Raw genomic sequence first — 19,712 nt, forward strand, 5'->3', positions numbered from 1 at the left:
CTCTCCTATCCGGCCGCGGTGGTTATCCTTCGTGCACGGCCTTCAGCACCATGCAGGCGAGCACGCCCTCGGGGCCATCCTCGCTGCCGTGGCCCGACCACTTGACCCCGCCGAACGGCGCGTCCGCGCCGCCGATCATGTGGCTGTTGATGCCGATCATGCCGGATTCGATCTCAGCCGCGAGGCGGCGCTGGCGGCGGTAGTCGCCGGTCCAGGTATAAGCGGCGAGGCCGTAGGGCAGGCGATTGGCCTCGGCGATCATCTCTTCCTCGCCCTTGAACGGGTTGATCAGAGCGACCGGGCCGAACGGCTCTTCGTTCATGATGTCGGCGTCGAGCGGGATCTCCGACAGCACGCTGGGCGCGTAGAAGAAGCCCTGGTTGCCGAGGCGCTCGCCGCCGATGTGCAGCGTCGCGCCCTTGTCCTTGGCGTTGCCGATCAGGCGGTCCATCGCCTCGGGCCGGCGGGGGTTGGCCATCGGGCCCATCTGCGTGCCTTCGACCAGGCCGTCACCGACCTTCACCTTCTTCGCACGCTCGACAAAGCCGTCGCGGAACTTCTCGAACACGTTTTCTTCGACGATGAAGCGGGTCGGCGAAACGCAGACCTGGCCAGCGTTGCGGTACTTGCCGCCGACTGCGGTATCGAGCGCCTTGTCGATGTCGGCATCGCCGAACACCAGCACCGGGCCGTGCCCGCCGAGCTCCATCGTGGTGCGCTTCATGTCGTCCGCCGCCAGCTTGGCGAGCTGCTTACCCACCACCGTCGAGCCGGTGAAGCTGAGCTTGCGGATCACCGGGCTGCCGAGCAGGTGGCGGCTGACCTCGTCAGGAATGCCGAACACCGCTTGCGCCACTTCCTTGGGCAGGCCGGCGTCGAGCAGGCACTGCAACACGCCAAGCGCCGAGGCTGGAGTCTCTTCCGCCGCCTTCATGATCACCGAACAGCCCGCCGCGATCGGCGCGCCGAGCTTGCGGCCGGGATTGCCGAGCGGGAAGTTCCACGGCGCGAAGGCCGCGACCGGGCCGACCGGCTCATGGCGCACGGTCGAGCGGGTGCCCTCAGGGCGGACCAGCTCGCGGCCGTAGATGCGGAAGCACTCGCCGGCGTAGAAGTTGAACAGGCCGACGTTCATCATCACTTCGATGCGGCTTTCGGCGAGCGGCTTGCCTTGCTCGAGCGTCGCCACGCGAGCGAGCTGCTCCTGGCGTTCGGCCATCAGGCGGGCGGCGCCGGTGAGGACGGCGGCGCGTTCCTGCGGGCTCGACTTCCGCCAGATCTTGAAGCCCTTCGCCGCGACTTCGAGCGCGCGGTCGAGATCGCCGGCTTCGGCCAGCGGCAGCGCGCCGATCGCTTCGCCGGTCACGGGGTTGACCACCTCGAACGTGCGCCGGCCGCCGCCGGACACTTTCTCGCCATCGATGATCATGTGGAGGGCGGGATAGTCGGCCAAGGCGGGGGCTCCTTCATGGAATAGAGAGCCGCACCGGTAAGGTTCCGCGCGAGGGCGGGACCCTTTCGGCAAGACAGACGACTCTCCCGGTTCGTATGTGTTGCTTACGATTGCGGCGACCGCCGCGCCAAGTCAACGGGTACCGTTAGAGACCCAGCGCTTCGAGCCGCTCCACTTCCTCGCGATAGGGCTTGATGCCACGCCACATGAAGAACGTGGCGGTCGGCAGGAAGATAATCGCGGTGATTAGGATCGCCTTCCAGATCTGCTGCTCGTCCCCGACCACGAAAGTGCTGACGAAGCCGATCACCGCCGGGCCCATGGCGCCGAAGAAGGTGAACATGAACAGGTAGAGCGCGGTGACCTGCCCGCGCATTTCGTTGGGGGCGATGCGCTGGACGGCCGCGTTCTGCGCCGGAGCTCCGGCGAGGCCGAAGAACACCGACAGCGCCATGCAGATGATCGCCAGCTCGCCCGTTGGCATCAGCGGCATGGCGATGGTGACCACGGTGGTGCAGGTGAAGATGATCGCCGTCGCGCGAATATTGGCGTCCTTGTAGCGCTTGCCCAGCCAGGTCACGAAGGCGCCACCGGCGGTGATCCCCAGCAGCATCGACACAAGCAGCAGGCTGCCGAGCAGGTCGCCGAGCCGGGCTTCGTCCCAGCCTTCGTAAGTGCGCAGGATGAACGGCGCGCGGAATTGCGGCAGGCCCTGGCTCTCGGTCGCCGACATAGCCAGCGCCACGAACAGCGGCAGGAACACGTACTTGCGTTTCCAAATCGCCACCGCCGCGTCGAAACCCATGAAGGCCGCGATCTTGCGTCCGAAAGGCGCCGACGGTGGGACAAGCAGCCTCGCTTCGGGCGGGCTGCGGCGCGGCGGTTCCTTGACCGTCAGCCAGATCAGCGCGGCGAGCAGCCCGGGTGCGCCGACCATGATCAGCACCAGCTGCCAGCTAAAGATTTCGATCCCGAGGAAGCCGATCGTCTCGCCCAGCGTGTCGGTCCAGCGGATCAAGCGTCCGCCCACGATGTTCCCAACCGAACTGCCGAGAATGTAGCCGAGCTGCAGCAGCGCGAAGACCAGCGGAATGCGCAGTGGTTTGAAGTAGTCGACCAGGATCGAGTACGAACCGGGCCCGTTGGCGGAGGAGCTCGCACCAACGAAAAGCCGGGTCGAGACGAGCTGCCAGAGGTTCTGCGCCAGGCCGCCCAGAGCCATGATCGTGCCGAGCGCGGCGATCCCGGCCGAGAGCACGAACTTGCGCGGGAAGATGTCGACCAGACGGGCAAGCGGGATGCCGACGACCACATAGGCTACGACCGTCACCGGCCCGAGCAGCAAGCCGAGCGTGAAGTCGGAAATGCCGAAGCTGATCTTCATCTTCTCTGCGAGCAGGCCGAACGCGGTCTGGTCGAGGAAGGTGACAAAAGTCGCGAACACGACGGCGAACAGCGCGTAGAAACCGGCCTTCTCGCTCGGCCACGGTTGCGTGGCTGCGGATGGGGCCGTTTCGACGCTGACAGTGCCGGGCCCGGTTGGCGCGATTGCCATGGTGCTCTCCCCGCGCGGCCCCGGTCGGCCGGGGTCTTGTCGCAATTTTCCTTGCCCCGATTTCTAGGTGGTGAATAGGAAAAGGCGAACGGAAATTTGTCGCATCGCGTCGCGCGTCGTCGCAATCCGTCGAGTGGAGAGGCTAATAGAATGAGTTCACAGGATTATTCAGATACTTACGCACGCGATCGGGCCGAGATCGAGGACCTGATGGCGCGCTATCTCTTCGCGCTCGACTACAACGATCTCGACAGCTTCATCGAGATGTTCACCGATGATGCGGAGTTCGAATTCGCCCGCGGCCGGGTGCAGGGCAAGGCCACGATCCTGGAAACCGTGAAAGGCTTCAAGAAGCGCATCGGCGAACACTACAAGGACGAAGACGGCAACCCCGCGGTCCTGCGCCACGTTCTCGCGCACACCGCGATCCGCGTCGATGGCGACCGCGCCTGGACCCGCGCGCAGTGGTTCGAGATGGCCAATGACGGGCCGGGCAAGAGCCTCAAGATGGGCACCTTCGGGATCTACGAAGACAAGCTTTCCCGGATCGATGGCCGCTGGCTGTTCACTGAGCGGCGTATCCTCAACGAGTTCCTCCCCGGTCGCGAGAGCGGACCCGAGAACCCGATCCGCACGATGGACGCGGCGGCTGCGCTGTGACCAGTCCTTCGACAAGCTCAGGACGAACGGATGTGTCGTTGATCCATTCATTTTCAACCCAACTCCGTTCGTGGTGAGCTTGTCGAACCACACGCGGGATCGGGCTGAGATAGCGGACCTCATGGCCCGCTATCTCTTCGCCATGGATTACCATGACGCCGATGCTTACGCGGAGTGCTTCACGGTCGATGGCGTGCTCGACTACGCGATGGGCACGCTCGAAGGCCGGGAGGCGATCCGGGCGGAGGCGATGGTGTTTCGCGACAAGATCGCCCAGGTGTTCAAGGACTGGCAGGGCAAGCCGGCCAAGTTGCGCCATCTCGTCCACCAGAAAGCGATCCGTATCGAGGGCGATCGGGCCTGGAATACCGGGCTGTGGTGGGAAATGACTAACGGCGGGCCTGAGGGCCGCCCGGCGACGCCCTCGTTCGGGACGTATGAGGATGAACTCCTCCGCGTTGACGGCCGCTGGCTGTTCAAGCGGCGCAAGATCTACAACGAGTTCCTGGCGGGCCGCGAGTCCGGAGCGGTTAATCCGGTGCTGGCGATGAACGCCGCCTAGTTCTCCGAGGAGAGGAAAGCATGATCGATTTCGCCGGCCGTACGGCCTTCGTTACCGGGGGCGCTAACGGCGTTGGCATCGGGATTGTTCGCAACCTCCTCAACGCGGGAGCCAAGGTAGCGATTGCCGACATCCGGCAGGACTCGATCGACGCGGCGCTGGCCACGCTCGACAACCGCGAAGTCATGGGCGTCCAGCTCAACGTGATGGACCGCGATGGGTTCAAGGCCGCGGCCGACAAGGTCGAGGCCGAGTTCGGCCCCGTCAGCCTGTTGTTCAACAACGCCGGGATCAATCTCTTCCAGACGATCGAGGATTCTTCGTTCGACGATTGGGACTGGGTGCTCGGCGTCAACCTTAACGGCGTCATCAACGGCGTCGGCACCTTCGCTCCGCGGATGAAGGCGCGTGCTCTCTCGGGTGAGGTCAAGGGCGGCCACATCACTAACACCGCCAGCATGGCGAGCTTCATCGCCGGCGGCGCGCCGGGCATCTACAACACTGCCAAGTTCGCGGTGCGGGGCCTGAGCTATTCGCTGCGCCATTCGATGTACCAGTACGGCGTCGGCGTGTCTGTCGTGCATCCGGGGCTGGTGAAGAGCTACATCTACGCCAGTGACGACGTACGGCCCGACGGCCTCAAGGGCGCGATGAAGGCTGTAGATCAGGCGGCGGTCGAACGGCTCGCAGGTATCCACGAGTTCGGCATGGAGCCCGACGTGATCGGCGCGCGTATCCTCGACGGCGTGCAGGAGAACCGGGCGAACATCTTCACGCATCCCGACCACAAGGACGAGCTGCGCGAGCTATTCGACGAGATCCTGGAGGACTATCGCGACTATCCGCAGGACGCCGGGTTCGACCAGCGCGTCGGGTTCGAGAAGATCCGGCGGGATAGCTTTGCGGCGACGAGGCGGAAGGCGAACGAGGTCGGGTGATTTGCACCCATCGGCAACCGTTCAGGGAGCCGATGGTAAGGCGCACTCATGAAAGCGTTCCTCCCCCTCCTCACCCTCGGCCTTCTCGCCGCTCCGGCCGCAGCGCAACAACCCCAGCGCCCCACCATGACGCTCGAACAGCAAATGATGGTCCGCTGCTCCGCGGTGTTCGCCGTCGTCGCCGGCGATCAGGCTCGTGGCGTGCCCTCAGCCCGCGCGTATCCGCCGATCGCCCAGCGCGGGAAGGAGTTCTTCGTCCGCTCGAACGCCCGCCTGATGGATGATCTGAACCTCACTCGCGAACAAGTGCAGGACCTCATGAACACCGAGGCGAAGACTATCCAGACCCGCTCGAAGGAGGACCACGACCCCGCAGCCTATCTCGACGGCCTGATGAAACCCTGTCTTTCTGCGTTGGACGCATCCGGCCTGTAGACGAAAACGGCCGCATGCGGCATGGCCTTAGGTCAATGTGGCAGCTCTACTATTTCCCCCTATGTCCGTTCAGTCGCAAGGTCCGGCTCGCGCTTAGCGAGAAGGGCGTCGGCTTTGACCTGCGGCGCGAGACGCCGTGGGACGCCAGCGATGCGTTCTATTCCTACAACCCCGCCGGCCGCACGCCGGTGATGCGGCTGGAGGAAAAGAACATCACGCTGATCGATAGCCAGGCGATCTGCGAATATTTCGAAGAGACGATCGACAAGAGCCCGCTGATCCTCGGCACCGCGATCGGCCGGGCGGAGATACGCCGGCTGACTTCGCTGTTCGACGAGAGCTTCTTTGCCGACGTCACTCACCCGCTGCTGCACGAGAAGATGAAGAAGCGCATGGTCCTGCGCCAGCCGCCTGACTCGAAGGCGCTGCGCAGTGCGATGCGGCTGGCGCACGAACATCTCGACTACATCGACTGGCTGACCGACAACCGCCGCTGGCTCGCGGGTGCGCAGCTCAGCCTGGCCGACTTCGCCGCCGCGGCGCAAATTTCGGTGGCGGACTACCTCGGCGGGATCGACTGGACCGGACACGAGGGTGCCCATGGTTGGTACCGCGTGATGAAGAGCCGCCCGAGCTTCCGCCCGCTGCTGAGCGAGAAGATGGAAGGCATCCACCCGCCCAGCCAATATGCGGACGTCAACGCCTGAGCATCGGCGCTATTGCTTGGCCATCGCGAGGCTGAACCGTTCCTCGGCGCTGATCAGGTGATCGTGATCGTCCTTTCCTAGGTCGATCTGGACCCAGTTGATCGTGCCGGTGAACGTGTTGCCGGTCACGCCATAGTCGGGCGAGGCGGGCGAGCCGGTGTCGCTGCCGACATCGCAGGCCTCGTCGGCCGAAAAGGCCATCGGTTGGGTCTGATCGACCCGGCCTTTTCCAACCGACTTACCGTCATAGAAGAGGGTGACGTCGCCACCTTTCGCCAGCCCGCCGCCGTCGTACTTGAACTCGAGGCGGACCTGGTGCGTACCGGCGGGGATCGCCTGGTCGGCTTCGGCGAAATAGTGCTCTATGCCGAAGAAGCAGTAGCAATACTTGAGCTTCCCGTCCTTGGCATAGAGCGTCCACCCACCGGCCTCGCCGCCCTGAGTGATGATCACGCCACTGGCCGAAACGCCTTCGGGCACCACGACCTCGGCGGTCACCGAGTACGACTTGTTCATGAGGGACAGCACGGACCCCTCGCTGACACGCATCCCTGGGAACAGCACTTGCGTGTCGCCGGTGATCAATTGCGGCCGCCCGGCGATGTCGGGATTGATACGCTCGAAGCCGCGATCGTCCAGTGGCAAGACGTTGTATTTCGCCGCCTCGATCAGCCATAACCGTTGTAGTTCGGCGAGCTTTTCGGGGTTGTCGGCGACGATGTTGCGCGCCTGCGTCCAGTCATCGGGGCCATAGAGTTCCCACGCATCCGCGTCGAACGGTCCCGGCTGATCCGCCTTCCACGGCGTGCGGTGCTTGGTCGCAGCGGTCCAGCCCTGGTGATAGATGCCGCGATTTCCGAACATCTCGAAGTACTGGACGTCGTGCGTCTCGATAGCCTTGGCGTCGTCGAACGTGGGCGCCATGCTGACACCTTCCAGGGGCGTCTGCGCGATGCCGTTGACAAATACCGGCTCCGGCAGGCCGCAGACATCGAGCACGGTCTTGGCGACATCGATCACGTGGTGGAACTGATTGCGGGTCTCACCGCGCGCCTTGATGCCATTCGGCCAGTGCACGATCGTGCCATTGCGCGTGCCGCCCCAGTGAGAGGCAACCTGCTTAGTCCATTGGTATGGGGTGCACAGCGCGTGCGCCCAGCCCACGGCGTAATGGTTGTAGGCCTTGGGCGTGCCGAAATCGTCGATCTTGCTCAGCAGGAATTCGGTGGTCTCGATCCCAGGCATGCCGTTCAGGGTCGTCATCTCGTTGAAGCAGCCGTTGATCGTGCCTTCGGCCGAGGCGCCGTTGTCGCCGATGATGAGGTAGATCAGTGTGTCGTCGAGGATGCCGAGGTCTTCGAGTGAATCGATGATCCGGCCGATCTCGTGGTCGGTCTGCTCGAGGAAGCCGGCGTAGATTTCCATCTGTTTGGCGAGCACCGGCTTGAGATCGTCGGACATCTCGTCCCACGCGGGGATTTCGTCATGGCGCCTGGTCAGCTCGGCGTCCTTGGGAATGACGCCCAGCGCCTTCTGCCGCTCGATCGTTGCTTCGCGCAGCCTGTCCCAGCCCTGATCGAACTTGCCCTTGTACTTGTCCGACCAGGTCTTGGGCACATGGTGCGGGGCATGAGTGGCGCCCGGAGCCCAGTACATGAAGAACGGCTTGTCATGCGCCAGCGCCTTCTGCTGCCGGATCCAGGTGATCCCGCGGTCGGCCAGGTCCTCGGTCAGGGTGTAGCCCTCCTCCGGCGACTTGGGCGGCTCGATGGCCTTGGTGCCTTCGTAGAGGCCCGGATAGTACTGGTTCGCCTCGCCACCGACGAAGCCGTAGAAATATTCGAAGCCCGAGCCGGTCGGCCATTGGTTGAACGGCCCCGCGGGGCTCACTTCCCACAACGGCACTTCATGGCACTTGCCCAGTTGCGCGGTGGAATAGCCGTTGAGCTTCATGATCTCGGCCAGTGCGGCTTTCTCCTTCGGGCGGATGCTGCTGTAGCCCGGCGCCGAGGTCGCCATCTCGGTGATCGCTCCCATGCCGACCGAGTGATGGTTGCGCCCAGTGAGCAGAGCCTGCCGCGTGGGCGAACACAGCGCGGTCGTGTGAAAGCGGGTGTACTTGAGTCCACCCTTGGCCAGCTTCTCGATGTTCGGCGTGTGGCACGGGCCACCGAACGTGCTCGATGCTCCAAAGCCGACGTCGTCGATCAGCACGATCAGCACATTGGGCGCGCCCTTCGGCGGTCTCAGCCGGACGATCGGCGGAAACTTCGTCGCCGGGTCGCGCGCGTCGTAAGTGGTGATGCCGACATGCTTGGGATCGGGCATCGGCAGGATGTGGCGCGGCAGGTTGTCGGGGGTGACGGGCATCGGGGGCTCCCTTGGGGCTGACTGGTCGAGTCGGGAGGCTAACGGGGCGCCAAGGGGCCACTATCGGGATAGACCCCGAATGCGCTGGAGGATTGAACGGTGTCGCCAGATCAGCGTCGGCTTGCTTTTCTCAGGACCGCCCGCTCCCCATATTCCTGCACAAAGGAGATCCGCATGACCGAGAAGTTGAAGCTGACCGACGCGCAATGGCGTGAGCGCCTGACTCCCGAGCAGTACCAGATCCTGCGCCACGCGGGGACCGAGCGGGCCTTCACCGGCAAGTACGAGAAGAACAAGGCGGCCGGCGAGTATGTCTGCGCGGGCTGTGGCCAGCCGTTGTTCGAAAGCAGCGACAAGTACGACAGCGGCTCCGGCTGGCCGAGCTTCACTCGCCCGGCAGCGGACGGCGCGGTGGAAGAGCATCGCGACATGACCCACGGGATGGTCCGCACCGAAGTGCTCTGTTCCAACTGCGAAGGCCATCTCGGCCACGTCTTTCCCGACGGTCCGGGCGAGAACGGCCTGCGTTATTGCATCAACAGCGCCTCGCTCGACTTCAAGCCGGAGGATAACTAGGCCGAACCAACGTAACGCGCGTTAACGCTGCGTTCCGATTGTCCTATGCATCGGCGCGATATCGGAGGGCGTGGCGCCCGGCCGCAGGACGATTCTAACCAATGTTGCAGCAAAGGCGGGGCTCAAGGACTGCCAATCGTAAGAACTCGGCCCCGCCGCCGACGTCGCGCTGGCGCGTCTGGTTGAGGCGCATCTTGGTGTGGGGCGGAGCGCTGTTCGCGTTGTTGCTGTTGGCGCTCGGCACGTCGGTGTTCTTCGCCGCGCGCAGCATGCCGAACTACTCCACCCTGATGAACAGCCAGGCCGGCCAGACGATCGTCGTCCGCGCCCGCGACGGCACCGAGATCGTCGCCATCGGGCCGAGCTATGGCGAGTGGCTCAGCTCAGACGAGATTCCGCAAGTGATGAAGGACGCGATGGTCGCGGTGGAGGACCGCCGCTTCTATTCGCACATCGGGATCGACCCGATCGGCCTCGCCCGGGCGCTTTACGTGTCGTTCCGCGATGACTCCTCGGTCCGCGCGACTTCGACCATAACGCAGCAGCTGGCGCGCAACGTCTTCCTCAATTCGAACCGCACGGTCGACCGCAAGCTGCGCGAAGCCGTGCTGGCGCTCGCGCTCGAAGCGAAGTTCAGCAAGGAAGAGATCCTCGAGCTATACCTCAACAAGGTCTACTTCGGCGGCGGCGCTTACGGCGTTGATTCCGCCAGCCGGAAGTTCTTCAGCCACTCTGCGCGTGACCTGTCGACGGCCGAGGCGGCGATCATCGCCGGGCTGGTCAAGGCGCCGAGCCATTATTCGCCGACCGCCGACGTCGATGCTGCCGTGGGTCGCGCCAATGTCGTGCTCGAACAGATGCGCAAGTACGGCGCCATCGGTGCGGACGAGGCCGAGGCGATCGACGTGTCCTCGGTCAAGCTGCGCAAGGACGACAGCCAGAACTCGGCGCGCTACTTCACCGACTACGTCCTGCCGCAGCTCGATGTGCTGCTGCCGGATACCGGCAACGAACCGCTCGAAGTCTGGACCACGCTCGACGTGGGTATGCAGCGGGCCGCGGCGGCAGCGCTCAAGGGCAACACTCCGGGGAGTGCCCAGGGCGCGCTGGTCAGCCTCGACCGGGATGGCGCGATCCTCGCGCTCGTCGGGGGTACGGACTACGTCAAATCTAACTACAACCGCGCGACCGAAGCCTTGCGCCAGCCGGGTTCGGCCTGGAAGCTGTTCGTCTATCTCAGCGCGCTAGAGGCCGGCTACACGCCCGATGACCGGGTGGTGGACGAGCCAGTCACGATCAAGGGCTGGAGCCCGCGCAATTCGAACGGCAGTTACGCTGGCGAGATCGATGTGCGCACGGCGTTCGCCTACTCCAAGAACACGGTCGCGGCGCAGCTCGGTAACGAGGTCGGCTTTTCGACAGTCGCTTCGATGGCGCGCCGGTTCGGCATCACGACCCCGATCGCGACAAATCCTTCGATGGTGCTCGGCACGTCGGAAGTGCGGGTGATCGACCTGACGCGCGCTTTTGCGGCGGTTTCGGCCGGCGGCAGTTCGATTGATCCCTACGGAATCACCAAGGTCGTCAGCGCCAGCGGCGACACGCTTTACGAACACCAGGCCACGCGCAGCAACCAGCTGGTTCCGGACTATGTCGCCGCCGGGATCACCGATCTGCTGCAGACGGCAGTCAACACCGGCACCGGGCGCTCGGCGCAGATCGGCCGCCCGGTGGCAGGGAAGACCGGCACGACCAGTTCGAACAAGGACGGATGGTTCGTCGGCTTTTCGAGCGGGATCACCACGGGCGTGTGGATGGGCCGCGACGACGCCAAGGCCGTGCCAGGACTCCAGGGCGGAACCGCGCCGGCGCGGGCGTTCTCTGCCTATATGCGCTATGCCGTGAAGGACCGGCCCGAGGAGAAGTTCCAGACCGAAGTCCAACTGCCCGATTGGCAGCTCGAACCGGACGAGGAGTGGATGTACGGCGATCCGGAAGACCAATATTACTACGTCGATGAGCAGGGGAACCTGATCGAGCCCCAGGGTGCCGAACAACCACGCGGCATGCCGTTCCCCGTCGAAGGCGAGGAAGAACCACAGCCGGGCGAGCCGGGTCGCCGACCCGATCCCCGGCTAGCCCCACCGCCGCCGGGCCGTGCCCCGCCGGCAGCGGCTAACGACGATTTTCTGGATCGGGCTACCGGGCGTTCGACTGAAGGCACGCCGCCTCGCGCCCAGCGCAGCAACGCGCCGGAATAACAGCAGCCTCGGTGTGACTTGTCCCCCTCCCGCTTGCGGTAGGAGTTATGGGTGGATGAGTGTGAGGGTTAGGTCGCGCCTGAACTGACAGGCCCACCCTCGGCCCCTCCCGCAAGCGGGAGGGGAGGTAGAGCTCAGCGGAGCCTTACCGGAACCGAGACTTCCGGCGCCCCACGCACGCGAACACGCAGCAGGACGGCCTTGCGCCCTTCGGTCTTCGCACCGCTAATGACGGCTTCAAGCTCTTGCGCCGAAGTGACGTCGCGGTTGTTCGCGCTCAGGATAACCGTGCCGCGGTTGATGCCCTTGAGTGCCGCATCGGCATTGGGATCGACATCGCTCACCACCACACCCTTGGTGGCGCTCGGCAAACCTAGCTGACCGGCGATCTGCGGGCTCAGCGGGATAACCTGCATGCCCAGCGATTCCTGGATCAGTCCGCCGGATTCCTGCTTGGCCCCATAAGGATCCTGATCGTCGGGGTTGAACACCTGCGCGGCGAGTTCTTCCTCGCTTGGGCGGCGTCCGACGGTGACGGGCAGGGTCTGATGCTGGCCGTTGCGGATGATCTCTACATTGATCCGCTTGCCGGGCTCGATGTTGGAGACGATGAACGACAGCGTCGTGTCGCGCGTCACCGGCTTGCCGTCGACAGTGACGACCACGTCGCCGATCCGCAGGCCAGCCTGCTCGGCGGCTTCGCCGGCCTGGACCGACTGGATGAACTCACCGCGATTTTCCGGGAGACCCAGCGACGCCGCGAGGTCTTCGTTCATCGGCTGGATGCGCACGCCCAGGAAGCCACGGACGATCTCTTCACCCGCGATCAGCTTCTGCACGATCGGCTCGGCTGTTTCTGCCGGAATGGCAAAACCAATGCCGACGCTGCCGCCCGTGGTGGAGAAGATCGCGTTGTTGATGCCGATGACGTTGCCCTGCATGTCGAACAGCGGGCCGCCGGAGTTGCCGCGGTTGATGCTCGCGTCGGTCTGGATGAAGCGGTCGTAAGCGCCGCCCGCGCCGGTGTTGCGGTAGACGGCCGAAACGATGCCCGAAGTCACCGTGCCGCCGAGTCCGAACGGATTGCCGATCGCGATGACCCAGTCGCCGACTCTCGACTGGCTGGAGTCACCAAAATGCACGAACGGGAAGGCTTCCGGGCGAGTGATCTTGAGCACGGCAAGGTCGGATGCCTGGTCACTGCCCACGACTTCGGCCGGGTATTCCGTGCCGTCGGGCATGGTGACCGTCACTTCTTCGAGTTCCGCCCGGCCATCCGGCTGGATCACGTGGTTGTTGGTCACCACGTAGCCGTCGGCCGAAATGATGAACCCGGAACCGAGCGATTGCGCCTCGCGCGTGGTCGGTTGCTGCGGCGCCTGCTGTGCGCCGCCGCCGCGATTGCCGAACAAGTCGGCGAAAGGCGTTCCGGCAAGGGGGTTGGAGTCGACAGTAATGCGCTGGCGAGTGGAGATGTTGACCACCGCCGGTTGCAGCTGCGCCGTCAGGTCAGCGAAGCTGGCAGGAGCGCCGGCACGAGGAACGACAGCACTGATCTGCCGTTCGTCGTTTTGGGCTACCTGGGCGCCGGCGGGCTGTCCGGTGAACAAGGAGATCGCCGCTCCGCTCGCAAGCAGAGCCGTGGTGACACCATAGGAATAACGCACGGGCTTCACGTCCTCTAGATCCTCTTTCTTTTACGGGGGCCCGAAAGCCCCGGATACCGGCAGTCCCACCTCGAGGATTCACTCGCGCGCGGCTGAACGCCCATTGAACGGCCCAAGGACCGGCTTAGTGCCCGCCGCTGCGGAATTGCCGCAAGTAGTCGTTATCCGGCGAAAGAATGATCGAGCTTTCACCTTCACCGCCTTCGAACGTGCGGCGATAGCTCTCCATCGCGCGGTAGAAGTCGTAGAAGCTCGGGTCCTTGCCATAAGCTTCGGCATAGATTCGCGCGGCCTGGGCTTCGGCCCCGGCGCGTACGATCTGGGCATCCCGCTGACCGCCGGCGCGCGTCGTTTCGGCTTCCTGCTTGCGGTCGGTTTCCATGCGCCGGAACGCGGCCTCGAGCGGAGTTCCTTCGGGCAAGTCGGCCCGTTTGATGCGCACGTCGATAACCTGGGCGCCATACTGCCGGGCCTGGGTATCGAGCGTGTTGCGGATGTTGGTCATCGCCACGCCGCGTTCGGCCGTGAGCATCGAGGCGAAAGTGCGCCGGCCGAGCTCCTGCCGCAGGACCGAGGCAAGAATGGGCTGCAACTGCGTTGCCACGTTTTCTTCGGTGCCGGCGTTCTCGACCATCTTCACCGGGTCGACGATGCGGAAGCGAGCATAGGCATCGACCTGCAGTCGCTGCTGGTCGCTAGACAGGACTTCTTGCCGCTCCATGTCGATGTCGAGCACGCGCTTGTCGATCATCTGCACGCGCTCGAAGAACGGCACGCGGAGCCACAGGCCGGCATTGGTCTGACCAAACGGTACGTTCGCCCGGTAGCTGTTGATCGTGCGGACCGGCTCACCGGTGCGGATGACCACGGCCTGCTTCGTTTCCGGGACGATGATGATGCTGGAGAACAGCGCGATCACGGCAAGCGCGACCACGATGATCGATAGCTTATGGGTTTCCCATACGGCTTGCATGACCCGTTACCTTCCCGCCGGCGGCGTTGTTTCGGCCTGCGGTGCAGCACGACGGCGCACCTCAGGCAGCGGCAGGTACGGCGTCACGCTGTTCGATTCGACGATCGTCTTGTCGGTCTTGCCCAAAACGCTTTCCATGGTTTCGTAGTAGAGCCGCCGCCGCGTCACTTCGGGGGCGAGCTTGTACTCTTCGTAGATCTTGTTGAACGCCGCCGCGTCACCCTGCGCCTTGGCGAGCAATTGCTGCTCGTAAGTGCGGGCCTGGTTCATGGCGGTGTTGGCGTCCTGCTGAGCCGCGGAAACGTCCTTGAACGCCTCGACCACCGCCTCAGGCGGATCGGTCTTCTGGATTTCGATGCCCTGGACCGCGATGCCCGAATTATAGGAATCGAGGATCTGCTGCATGCGCAGGCGGACGCTCTGTTCGATATCGCCGCGGCCTTGGCCAGACAGCACCTTGTCGAGCGTGTGTTCGGCCACCGAGGCGCGCATGGCGGCTTCGCCTACTTCGCGCAAAGTCTCTTCGGGCTCGGCCAGCTGGAAGCGGAACTTGCTCAGGTCCTTGATGTTCCAGCGGATCAGGTAGGAGAGATCGACCAGGTTCTGGTCGCCCGTCAGGATCAGCTTTTCCTCTGGACCCGAGGGAATGCGTACCGAGCGGATCTCGCTGACGTTTTCGATCGAGACCTGCTGGATCGGCCAAGGCAGCGTGAAGTTCAGACCAGGGCTGAGCGTCCGCGAATAGCGACCGAACGTCGTCACCACGCCTTCTTCGCGCGGGGCGACTTGGTGGACGCTCGTCACCCCGACCCACAGCAGCGCGAGGCCACCGATGATGATCGGGATCCAGCTGCCGCCGCCCGGACGTTCCGGAATGCGGAAGCCGGGGCCGCCAGGACCCTTGCTGCGACGCGGACCTTCGGGGCCGCGCTGCTTGAACAAGTCTTCGATATTGGCACCGCGACGGGGCCGATCTTCCGACCCGCCACCAGGCAGCCAGGGGTTGCGAGGCCCCTTCGGCGATTCTTCCGACGAAGGCGGCGTGCTGCCGTCATCGCTTCCGGAACCATCGCCGGGATTGTCCTTATCGCCCTGGGGCTTGCCCCACGGGCTACGCTTTCCGGCCATGGCCAGTGCGATCCTGTCTATGAACCCACCCAATTTTTCCATTCCCCATGTTATAGGGGGCCAATCCGCAAAAAACAGGGGCGCTGCAGGACATTTTCGCAGCACCTTGCGTGGGCGCGTCCACAGGCCCTAACAGGCGGTCGCATGACAACAGTCGCAGATATCGAACAGAACGTTCCCCCCCACATTGTTCCGCGCGTACGCTCGGCACGTTTTTCAGACGGCGTCGCCACGCTCGTCGCCGACGCCTCGGGCCTGTCCCGCGCCGCCGCGGCGGAGCTGCAGCAGGAGCTGGAACAGGCGATTGGAGGCTTGGAGGGTGTGTCCGAGGTCCGCGTCGCGCTGATGGCCGACAAGGTGCAGCGGCGGATCGTGGCGATCGGATCGGGCAAGGGCGGAGTCGGGAAATCGACCCTGACCGCCAATCTCGCCGTCGCCCTGGCGCGCACCGGGCACAAGGTGGGCGTGGTCGACGCTGACATCTACGGCCCTTCGCAACCGATGCTGCTCGACGCCGCGAACCAAAAGCCGACCGCCGAAGGCCAGCAGTTGATCCCGGTCGAAAGCGAATTCGGAGTGAAGCTGCTGTCTATGGGCCAGCTCATCGCGCCGGGTAAAGCGATCGCCTGGCGCGGGCCGATGACGGGCAACGCCCTTGGTCAGCTGATGGATGCCCAGTGGGGCGACGCTGAAGTGCTGCTGGTCGATCTGCCTCCCGGCACCGGCGACGTGCAGCTGACGATGCTGCAGAAGTTCAAGCCCGCCGGCGCAATCGTGGTCTCGACGCCGCAGGACCTGGCCCTGATCGACGCCACTCGCGCGCTCGACCTGTTCCGCCAGGCCGACATTCCGATCATCGGCCTGGTCGAAAACATGGCCGGCTATCTCTGTCCCCACTGCGGCCAGCCGAGCGAACCGTTCGGCAGCGGCGGGGCGGAAGCAGCGGCACGGGCCCTGGGCGAGGATTTCCTTGGCCGCATTCCGCTCGCCATGGAAATCCGTGTCGCCAGCGATGCGGGCCAGCCCCCGGCGGCTAACGATGGCCCGCAGGGCAAGGCCTTCGCCGACATCGCCGCACGACTTTCGGACTGGCTGGCGCGCCAATGAGGACAGGCCGCTGAGCCGAATTTCGGTCTCACGGCGCGGCCTGCTGGCCGGCGCTGCGGTCGGCGGCGGCCTGTTGGTCGCCTGGATGCTCCTGCCGCGCACCTACGATTCGCCGCTCGCGCCCCTGCAGGGCGAACAGGCGTTCAACGCCTGGCTCAAGATCGGGCGTGACGGAGTGGTGACCGTCGCCGTTCCGCAACTCGAGATGGGCCAGGGCGTGACGACGCTCCTGCCGCAAGTCGTGGCGATGGAACTGGGAGCGGACTGGCGCCAGATCGCCGTCGAGCTCACCCCGGCGAGCGGCGCTTACGCCAACTTCCCCTTGGCGGCCCGCTGGGCCCCCTTGCGCGGAGTGGCTTTCCCGCAGTTGGCGGACGAGCCCGACGACTATTTCCTCAAGCGTTGGGCCGAAACCGAACGCTTCAACGCGACGGCCGAAGGAACGTCGCTCGCGGCGTTCGAGATGCCTTGCCGTCTCGCCGGAGCTTCGGCCCGGGCGATGCTGGCGATGGCCGCGGCGGACCGTTGGGGCATCTCGTGGGAAGAATGCGAGGCGGAGCTGGGCTTCATCGTCCACGGCGAGAAGCGATTGAGTTTTGCCGAGTTGGCGGAAGAAGCGGCGAGCTTTTCGCCACCCGATCCTCCGCCGCTCCGTTCGCAGCCTCCGGCAGAACGGGCGCCAGTTGGTCGTGATGCCGAAGAAGCGGAAGTTCCGTTTCCCCGGTTGGACATGCCCTCGAAGGTCGATGGCAGTCTCCTGTTCGCGGGCGATGTGCGGTTGCCGGGTATGGTCTACGCCGCGATCCGTCACGGCCCGGCCGACCACGCTGAACTCTCCAGCTTCGAGCGCGAGGCAGCTGTCGGCCGGCAGGGCCTGGTCGGAATAGTCGAGGGCAAGCGTTGGCTGGCCGCAGTGGCGACCAACTGGTGGGCCGCCGAACGGGCGCTCGATGCGATGGAACCGCGCTTCAGCGTCGAGAACGTGGTCTCGTCCGGGCGTATCGACGAGGCGCTCGACCACGGTGTCAGGCGCGGCGAACCGCAGAGGATCGCCGAACGCGGCGAGGGCGACGACTTGATGGTCAAGCCCGACCTCGCCTTGCGCTACGATGTGATGCCCGCGGCGCACGGCACGATCGAGACGGCCAGCGCCACCGCGCGGTTGACGAATGGTCGGCTTGAACTGTGGCTCGCCAGCCAGGCGCCGGAACGGGCGCGGGCGGCGGCGGCCAAGGCGCTTGGTCTGTCGCTCGGCGATGTGGTGCTCTATCCGATGTCGGCCGGCGGAAGCTTCGACCGGAGGCTGGAACACGATCACGTGATCGAGGTCGCGCTGATTGCCCGCGAAATCGGCCGTCCGGTCCAGCTGGTCTGGTCGCGCTGGCAGGAACAGCTCATGCTCCGCCCGCGCCCTCCGGTTGCCGCGGTGCTGAGCGCGCGGCTGGCGCCTGGGGGCAGCATCAACACGTTCAGAGCGCGCCTTGCGATGCCTTCGTCGGCGCTGGAGTTCGGTCGCCGCCTGTTCGACAACCAGACCACCTGGGCGGCGATCGACGCGGTCGAGGATGAACCGGATGCGATGGCGACTGAGGGTCTAATGCCGGCCTACGGCATCCCCAACGTCGCGATCGACCACGTCCCGGTTAGCATCGCGCTCCCGACCGGGCGGTTGCGCGGCAATGCCCACGGCTACACCTGCTTTTTCGTCGAGAGCTTCATCGACGAGGTAGCGCAGCGGCATCAGCAAGAGCCGCTGTCGTTCCGCATCGCCATGTTGGGAGATGACCTGCGCCTGGCCCAGTGCCTCCAGCATGCCGCTCGCCTGGGAGAGTGGGGCGGCGGTGCGGCGGGTAGTTCACAAGGCTTGGCCTGCCACCGCATGGGCGACGCGCAGACCGGCGGGCGCATAGCGCTGGTGGCGACCGCGGTTGCCGGCGAAGGCGGCGTCAGAGTTGAGAAGCTCTCGGCAGCGGTCGACATAGGCCGAGTGGTCAACCGCGACATTGCCTTGCAGCAGATCGAAGGCGGATTGCTCTACGGTGTCGGTCTCGCTCTTGGATCGGGCGTCGAATACGACGGCGGGCTTCCCTTGCAGGGTCGCCTGGCAGCTCTCGACTTGCCGACACTCGCCGATAGTCCGGAAATCCGCATCGAATTGATCGACAGCGATGCCGAGCCGTTCGATCCGGGTGAACTCCCGGTAGCCGTGGTCGCCCCGGCGATCGCCAATGCACTGTTTTCCGCCACGGGGTTGCGCCTGCGGCGGCTGCCGCTGCTATCGGGTGGGTTATGAGTCTTCCAACCTCTTCATCGAGCGGGATCGGCGTGCTGCTGGTCAATCTCGGCACTCCCGACGCGCCGACGCCGCAAGCGGTGAAGCGCTATCTGCGCGAGTTCCTGTCGGATCGGCGAGTGGTTGAGATTCCGCCCATCGCTTGGCAGCCGATCCTGCGCGGTATCATCCTGAATACGCGGCCGAAGAAGTCGGCGCATGCCTATCAGCAAGTCTGGACTGAGGCTGGCTCTCCTCTCGCAGCGATCACTGCCGAGCAGGCCGCCAGGCTGCAGGAACGGATGGGAGCCGCCGTCCGCGTTGCCTATGCGATGCGCTATGGCCAACCGGCCATCGCGACCCAGCTCGAGGCGCTGATGGAAGCGGGCTGCGAGAGGATTCTGCTCGCGCCGCTCTACCCGCAGTACTGCGGCGCCACGACCGCAACGGTCGTCGATGCGGCTGGCGATGCCCTCAAGGCCCTGCGCGCCCAGCCGACCTTGCGGACCCTGCCGCCCTACTATGACGATCCGGCCTACATCGGGGCTCTGGCGGCGGACCTGCGCGGGCGGCTCGATGCGTTGCCGTTCGCACCCGAAGTCCTCTTGCTCAGCTTCCACGGCATGCCGGAGCGGACCAGGGCTCTAGGCGATCCCTACTACTCGCATTGCCTGGAAACCGCCCGACTGCTGGAGGCGGCACTCGACCGGCCGAGCCTGCGCTTTGTCACCACCTTCCAGTCGCGTTTCGGACGGGCCAAGTGGCTCGAACCTGCAACCGACACGGTCATTGCCGAGGAAGCGAAGCGGGGCACCCGGTGCCTGGCCGTCGTGGCGCCGGGCTTTTCGGCGGATTGCCTCGAGACGCTCGAGGAACTGGCGATCAGGGGTCGCGAACAGTTCCTGGCAGCCGGCGGAGAGGCGTTCGGCGCGCTGCCCTGTCTCAATGCCGAAAACGCTGGAATGGACATGCTCGAAACGCTTGTCCGCCGCGAATTGGCGGGCTGGCTCTGAGTTAAGCCGTAACCTGCGGATTGCATGTAAGAAAA

Annotated in this window: 16 protein-coding genes; 10 read left to right on the plus strand and 6 right to left on the minus strand. The window is 64.9% G+C overall.

Annotation, left to right across the window (positions count from 1 at the left end; all coding sequences use genetic code 11):
• Nucleotides 1-22: 22 nt before the first annotated feature.
• Nucleotides 23-1,453 (minus strand): NAD-dependent succinate-semialdehyde dehydrogenase, encoded by a 1,431-nt coding sequence (locus ASD76_RS16000; protein WP_200943123.1) that lies wholly within the window; start codon nucleotides 1,451-1,453, stop codon nucleotides 23-25.
• A 145-nt stretch (nucleotides 1,454-1,598) separates the two neighbouring features.
• Nucleotides 1,599-3,008 carry an MFS transporter gene (locus tag ASD76_RS16005; RefSeq protein WP_055925387.1) on the minus strand — a complete coding sequence of 470 codons (1,410 nt, stop codon included), beginning with the start codon at nucleotides 3,006-3,008 and terminating at the stop codon, nucleotides 1,599-1,601.
• A gap of 150 nt (nucleotides 3,009-3,158) precedes the next feature.
• On the opposite strand from ASD76_RS16005, the gene ASD76_RS16010 reads away from it, so the two are divergent.
• Genes ASD76_RS16010 through ASD76_RS16030 form a run of 5 tightly spaced genes read left to right on the plus strand, consistent with a single transcriptional unit; the run spans nucleotide 3,159 to nucleotide 6,310 of the window.
• Entirely contained in the window at nucleotides 3,159-3,668 is a 510-nt protein-coding gene (locus ASD76_RS16010) for a nuclear transport factor 2 family protein (RefSeq protein WP_055925391.1), read from the plus strand.
• A complete protein-coding gene (locus ASD76_RS18490; RefSeq protein ID WP_414826695.1) occupies nucleotides 3,559-4,230 on the plus strand; it encodes a nuclear transport factor 2 family protein in 672 nt (223 codons plus the stop codon). Before ASD76_RS16010 ends, ASD76_RS18490 begins: the two co-directional genes overlap by 110 nt.
• Before the next feature lie 20 nt (nucleotides 4,231-4,250).
• A complete protein-coding gene (locus ASD76_RS16020) occupies nucleotides 4,251-5,168 on the plus strand; it encodes an SDR family NAD(P)-dependent oxidoreductase (protein ID WP_055925397.1) in 918 nt (305 codons plus the stop codon).
• A 48-nt stretch (nucleotides 5,169-5,216) separates the two neighbouring features.
• Complete coding sequence (locus tag ASD76_RS16025) at nucleotides 5,217-5,603, plus strand: hypothetical protein (RefSeq protein ID WP_055925400.1); 387 nt, start codon at nucleotides 5,217-5,219, stop codon at nucleotides 5,601-5,603.
• 35 nt (nucleotides 5,604-5,638) lie between these two features.
• Entirely contained in the window at nucleotides 5,639-6,310 is a 672-nt protein-coding gene (locus ASD76_RS16030; RefSeq protein WP_055925403.1) for a glutathione S-transferase family protein, read from the plus strand.
• A 9-nt stretch (nucleotides 6,311-6,319) separates the two neighbouring features.
• On the opposite strand, the gene ASD76_RS16035 is transcribed toward ASD76_RS16030, so the two are convergent.
• A complete protein-coding gene (locus tag ASD76_RS16035; RefSeq protein WP_055925406.1) occupies nucleotides 6,320-8,680 on the minus strand; it encodes an arylsulfatase in 2,361 nt (786 codons plus the stop codon).
• Nucleotides 8,681-8,854: 174 nt separating this feature from the next.
• Here ASD76_RS16035 and msrB point away from each other — a divergent pair, with 174 nt between their 5' ends.
• Together msrB and ASD76_RS16045 are read left to right on the plus strand one after the other, a co-directional pair.
• Nucleotides 8,855-9,256, plus strand: coding sequence for a peptide-methionine (R)-S-oxide reductase MsrB (gene msrB / locus ASD76_RS16040; protein WP_055925410.1), 402 nt, complete (start codon nucleotides 8,855-8,857; stop codon nucleotides 9,254-9,256).
• Between the two features lie 101 nt (nucleotides 9,257-9,357).
• Nucleotides 9,358-11,517, plus strand: coding sequence for a transglycosylase domain-containing protein (locus ASD76_RS16045; protein ID WP_055925411.1), 2,160 nt, complete (start codon nucleotides 9,358-9,360; stop codon nucleotides 11,515-11,517).
• A 134-nt stretch (nucleotides 11,518-11,651) separates the two neighbouring features.
• Here the strand turns inward: ASD76_RS16045 and ASD76_RS16050 are convergent, their stop codons facing one another.
• From ASD76_RS16050 to hflK, 3 genes are all read right to left on the minus strand, one after another.
• Nucleotides 11,652-13,184 (minus strand): Do family serine endopeptidase, encoded by a 1,533-nt coding sequence (locus tag ASD76_RS16050; RefSeq protein WP_055925962.1) that lies wholly within the window; start codon nucleotides 13,182-13,184, stop codon nucleotides 11,652-11,654.
• 124 nt (nucleotides 13,185-13,308) lie between these two features.
• Complete coding sequence (hflC, locus tag ASD76_RS16055) at nucleotides 13,309-14,157, minus strand: protease modulator HflC (RefSeq protein WP_055925414.1); 849 nt, start codon at nucleotides 14,155-14,157, stop codon at nucleotides 13,309-13,311.
• Between the two features lie 6 nt (nucleotides 14,158-14,163).
• Nucleotides 14,164-15,327: an FtsH protease activity modulator HflK gene (hflK, locus tag ASD76_RS16060; protein WP_200943124.1), complete on the minus strand. Its 1,164-nt coding sequence runs from the start codon at nucleotides 15,325-15,327 to the stop codon at nucleotides 14,164-14,166.
• Nucleotides 15,328-15,429: 102 nt separating this feature from the next.
• Here hflK and ASD76_RS16065 point away from each other — a divergent pair, with 102 nt between their 5' ends.
• The 3 genes from ASD76_RS16065 to hemH are packed head-to-tail and all read left to right on the plus strand — an operon-like array spanning nucleotide 15,430 to nucleotide 19,677.
• Nucleotides 15,430-16,392, plus strand: coding sequence for an Mrp/NBP35 family ATP-binding protein (locus ASD76_RS16065; RefSeq protein ID WP_055925417.1), 963 nt, complete (start codon nucleotides 15,430-15,432; stop codon nucleotides 16,390-16,392).
• Entirely contained in the window at nucleotides 16,325-18,685 is a 2,361-nt protein-coding gene (locus ASD76_RS16070; protein ID WP_235506843.1) for a molybdopterin cofactor-binding domain-containing protein, read from the plus strand. The genes ASD76_RS16065 and ASD76_RS16070 overlap by 68 nt, the downstream gene beginning before the upstream one ends.
• On the plus strand, nucleotides 18,682-19,677 hold the full coding sequence (gene hemH / locus ASD76_RS16075; RefSeq protein WP_055925420.1) for a ferrochelatase: 996 nt from the start codon (nucleotides 18,682-18,684) through the stop codon (nucleotides 19,675-19,677). The genes ASD76_RS16070 and hemH overlap by 4 nt, the downstream gene beginning before the upstream one ends.
• Nucleotides 19,678-19,712: the final 35 nt, after the last annotated feature.

It is taken from the genome of Altererythrobacter sp. Root672, assembly GCF_001427865.1.
Classification (GTDB): Bacteria; Pseudomonadota; Alphaproteobacteria; order Sphingomonadales; family Sphingomonadaceae; genus Croceibacterium_A.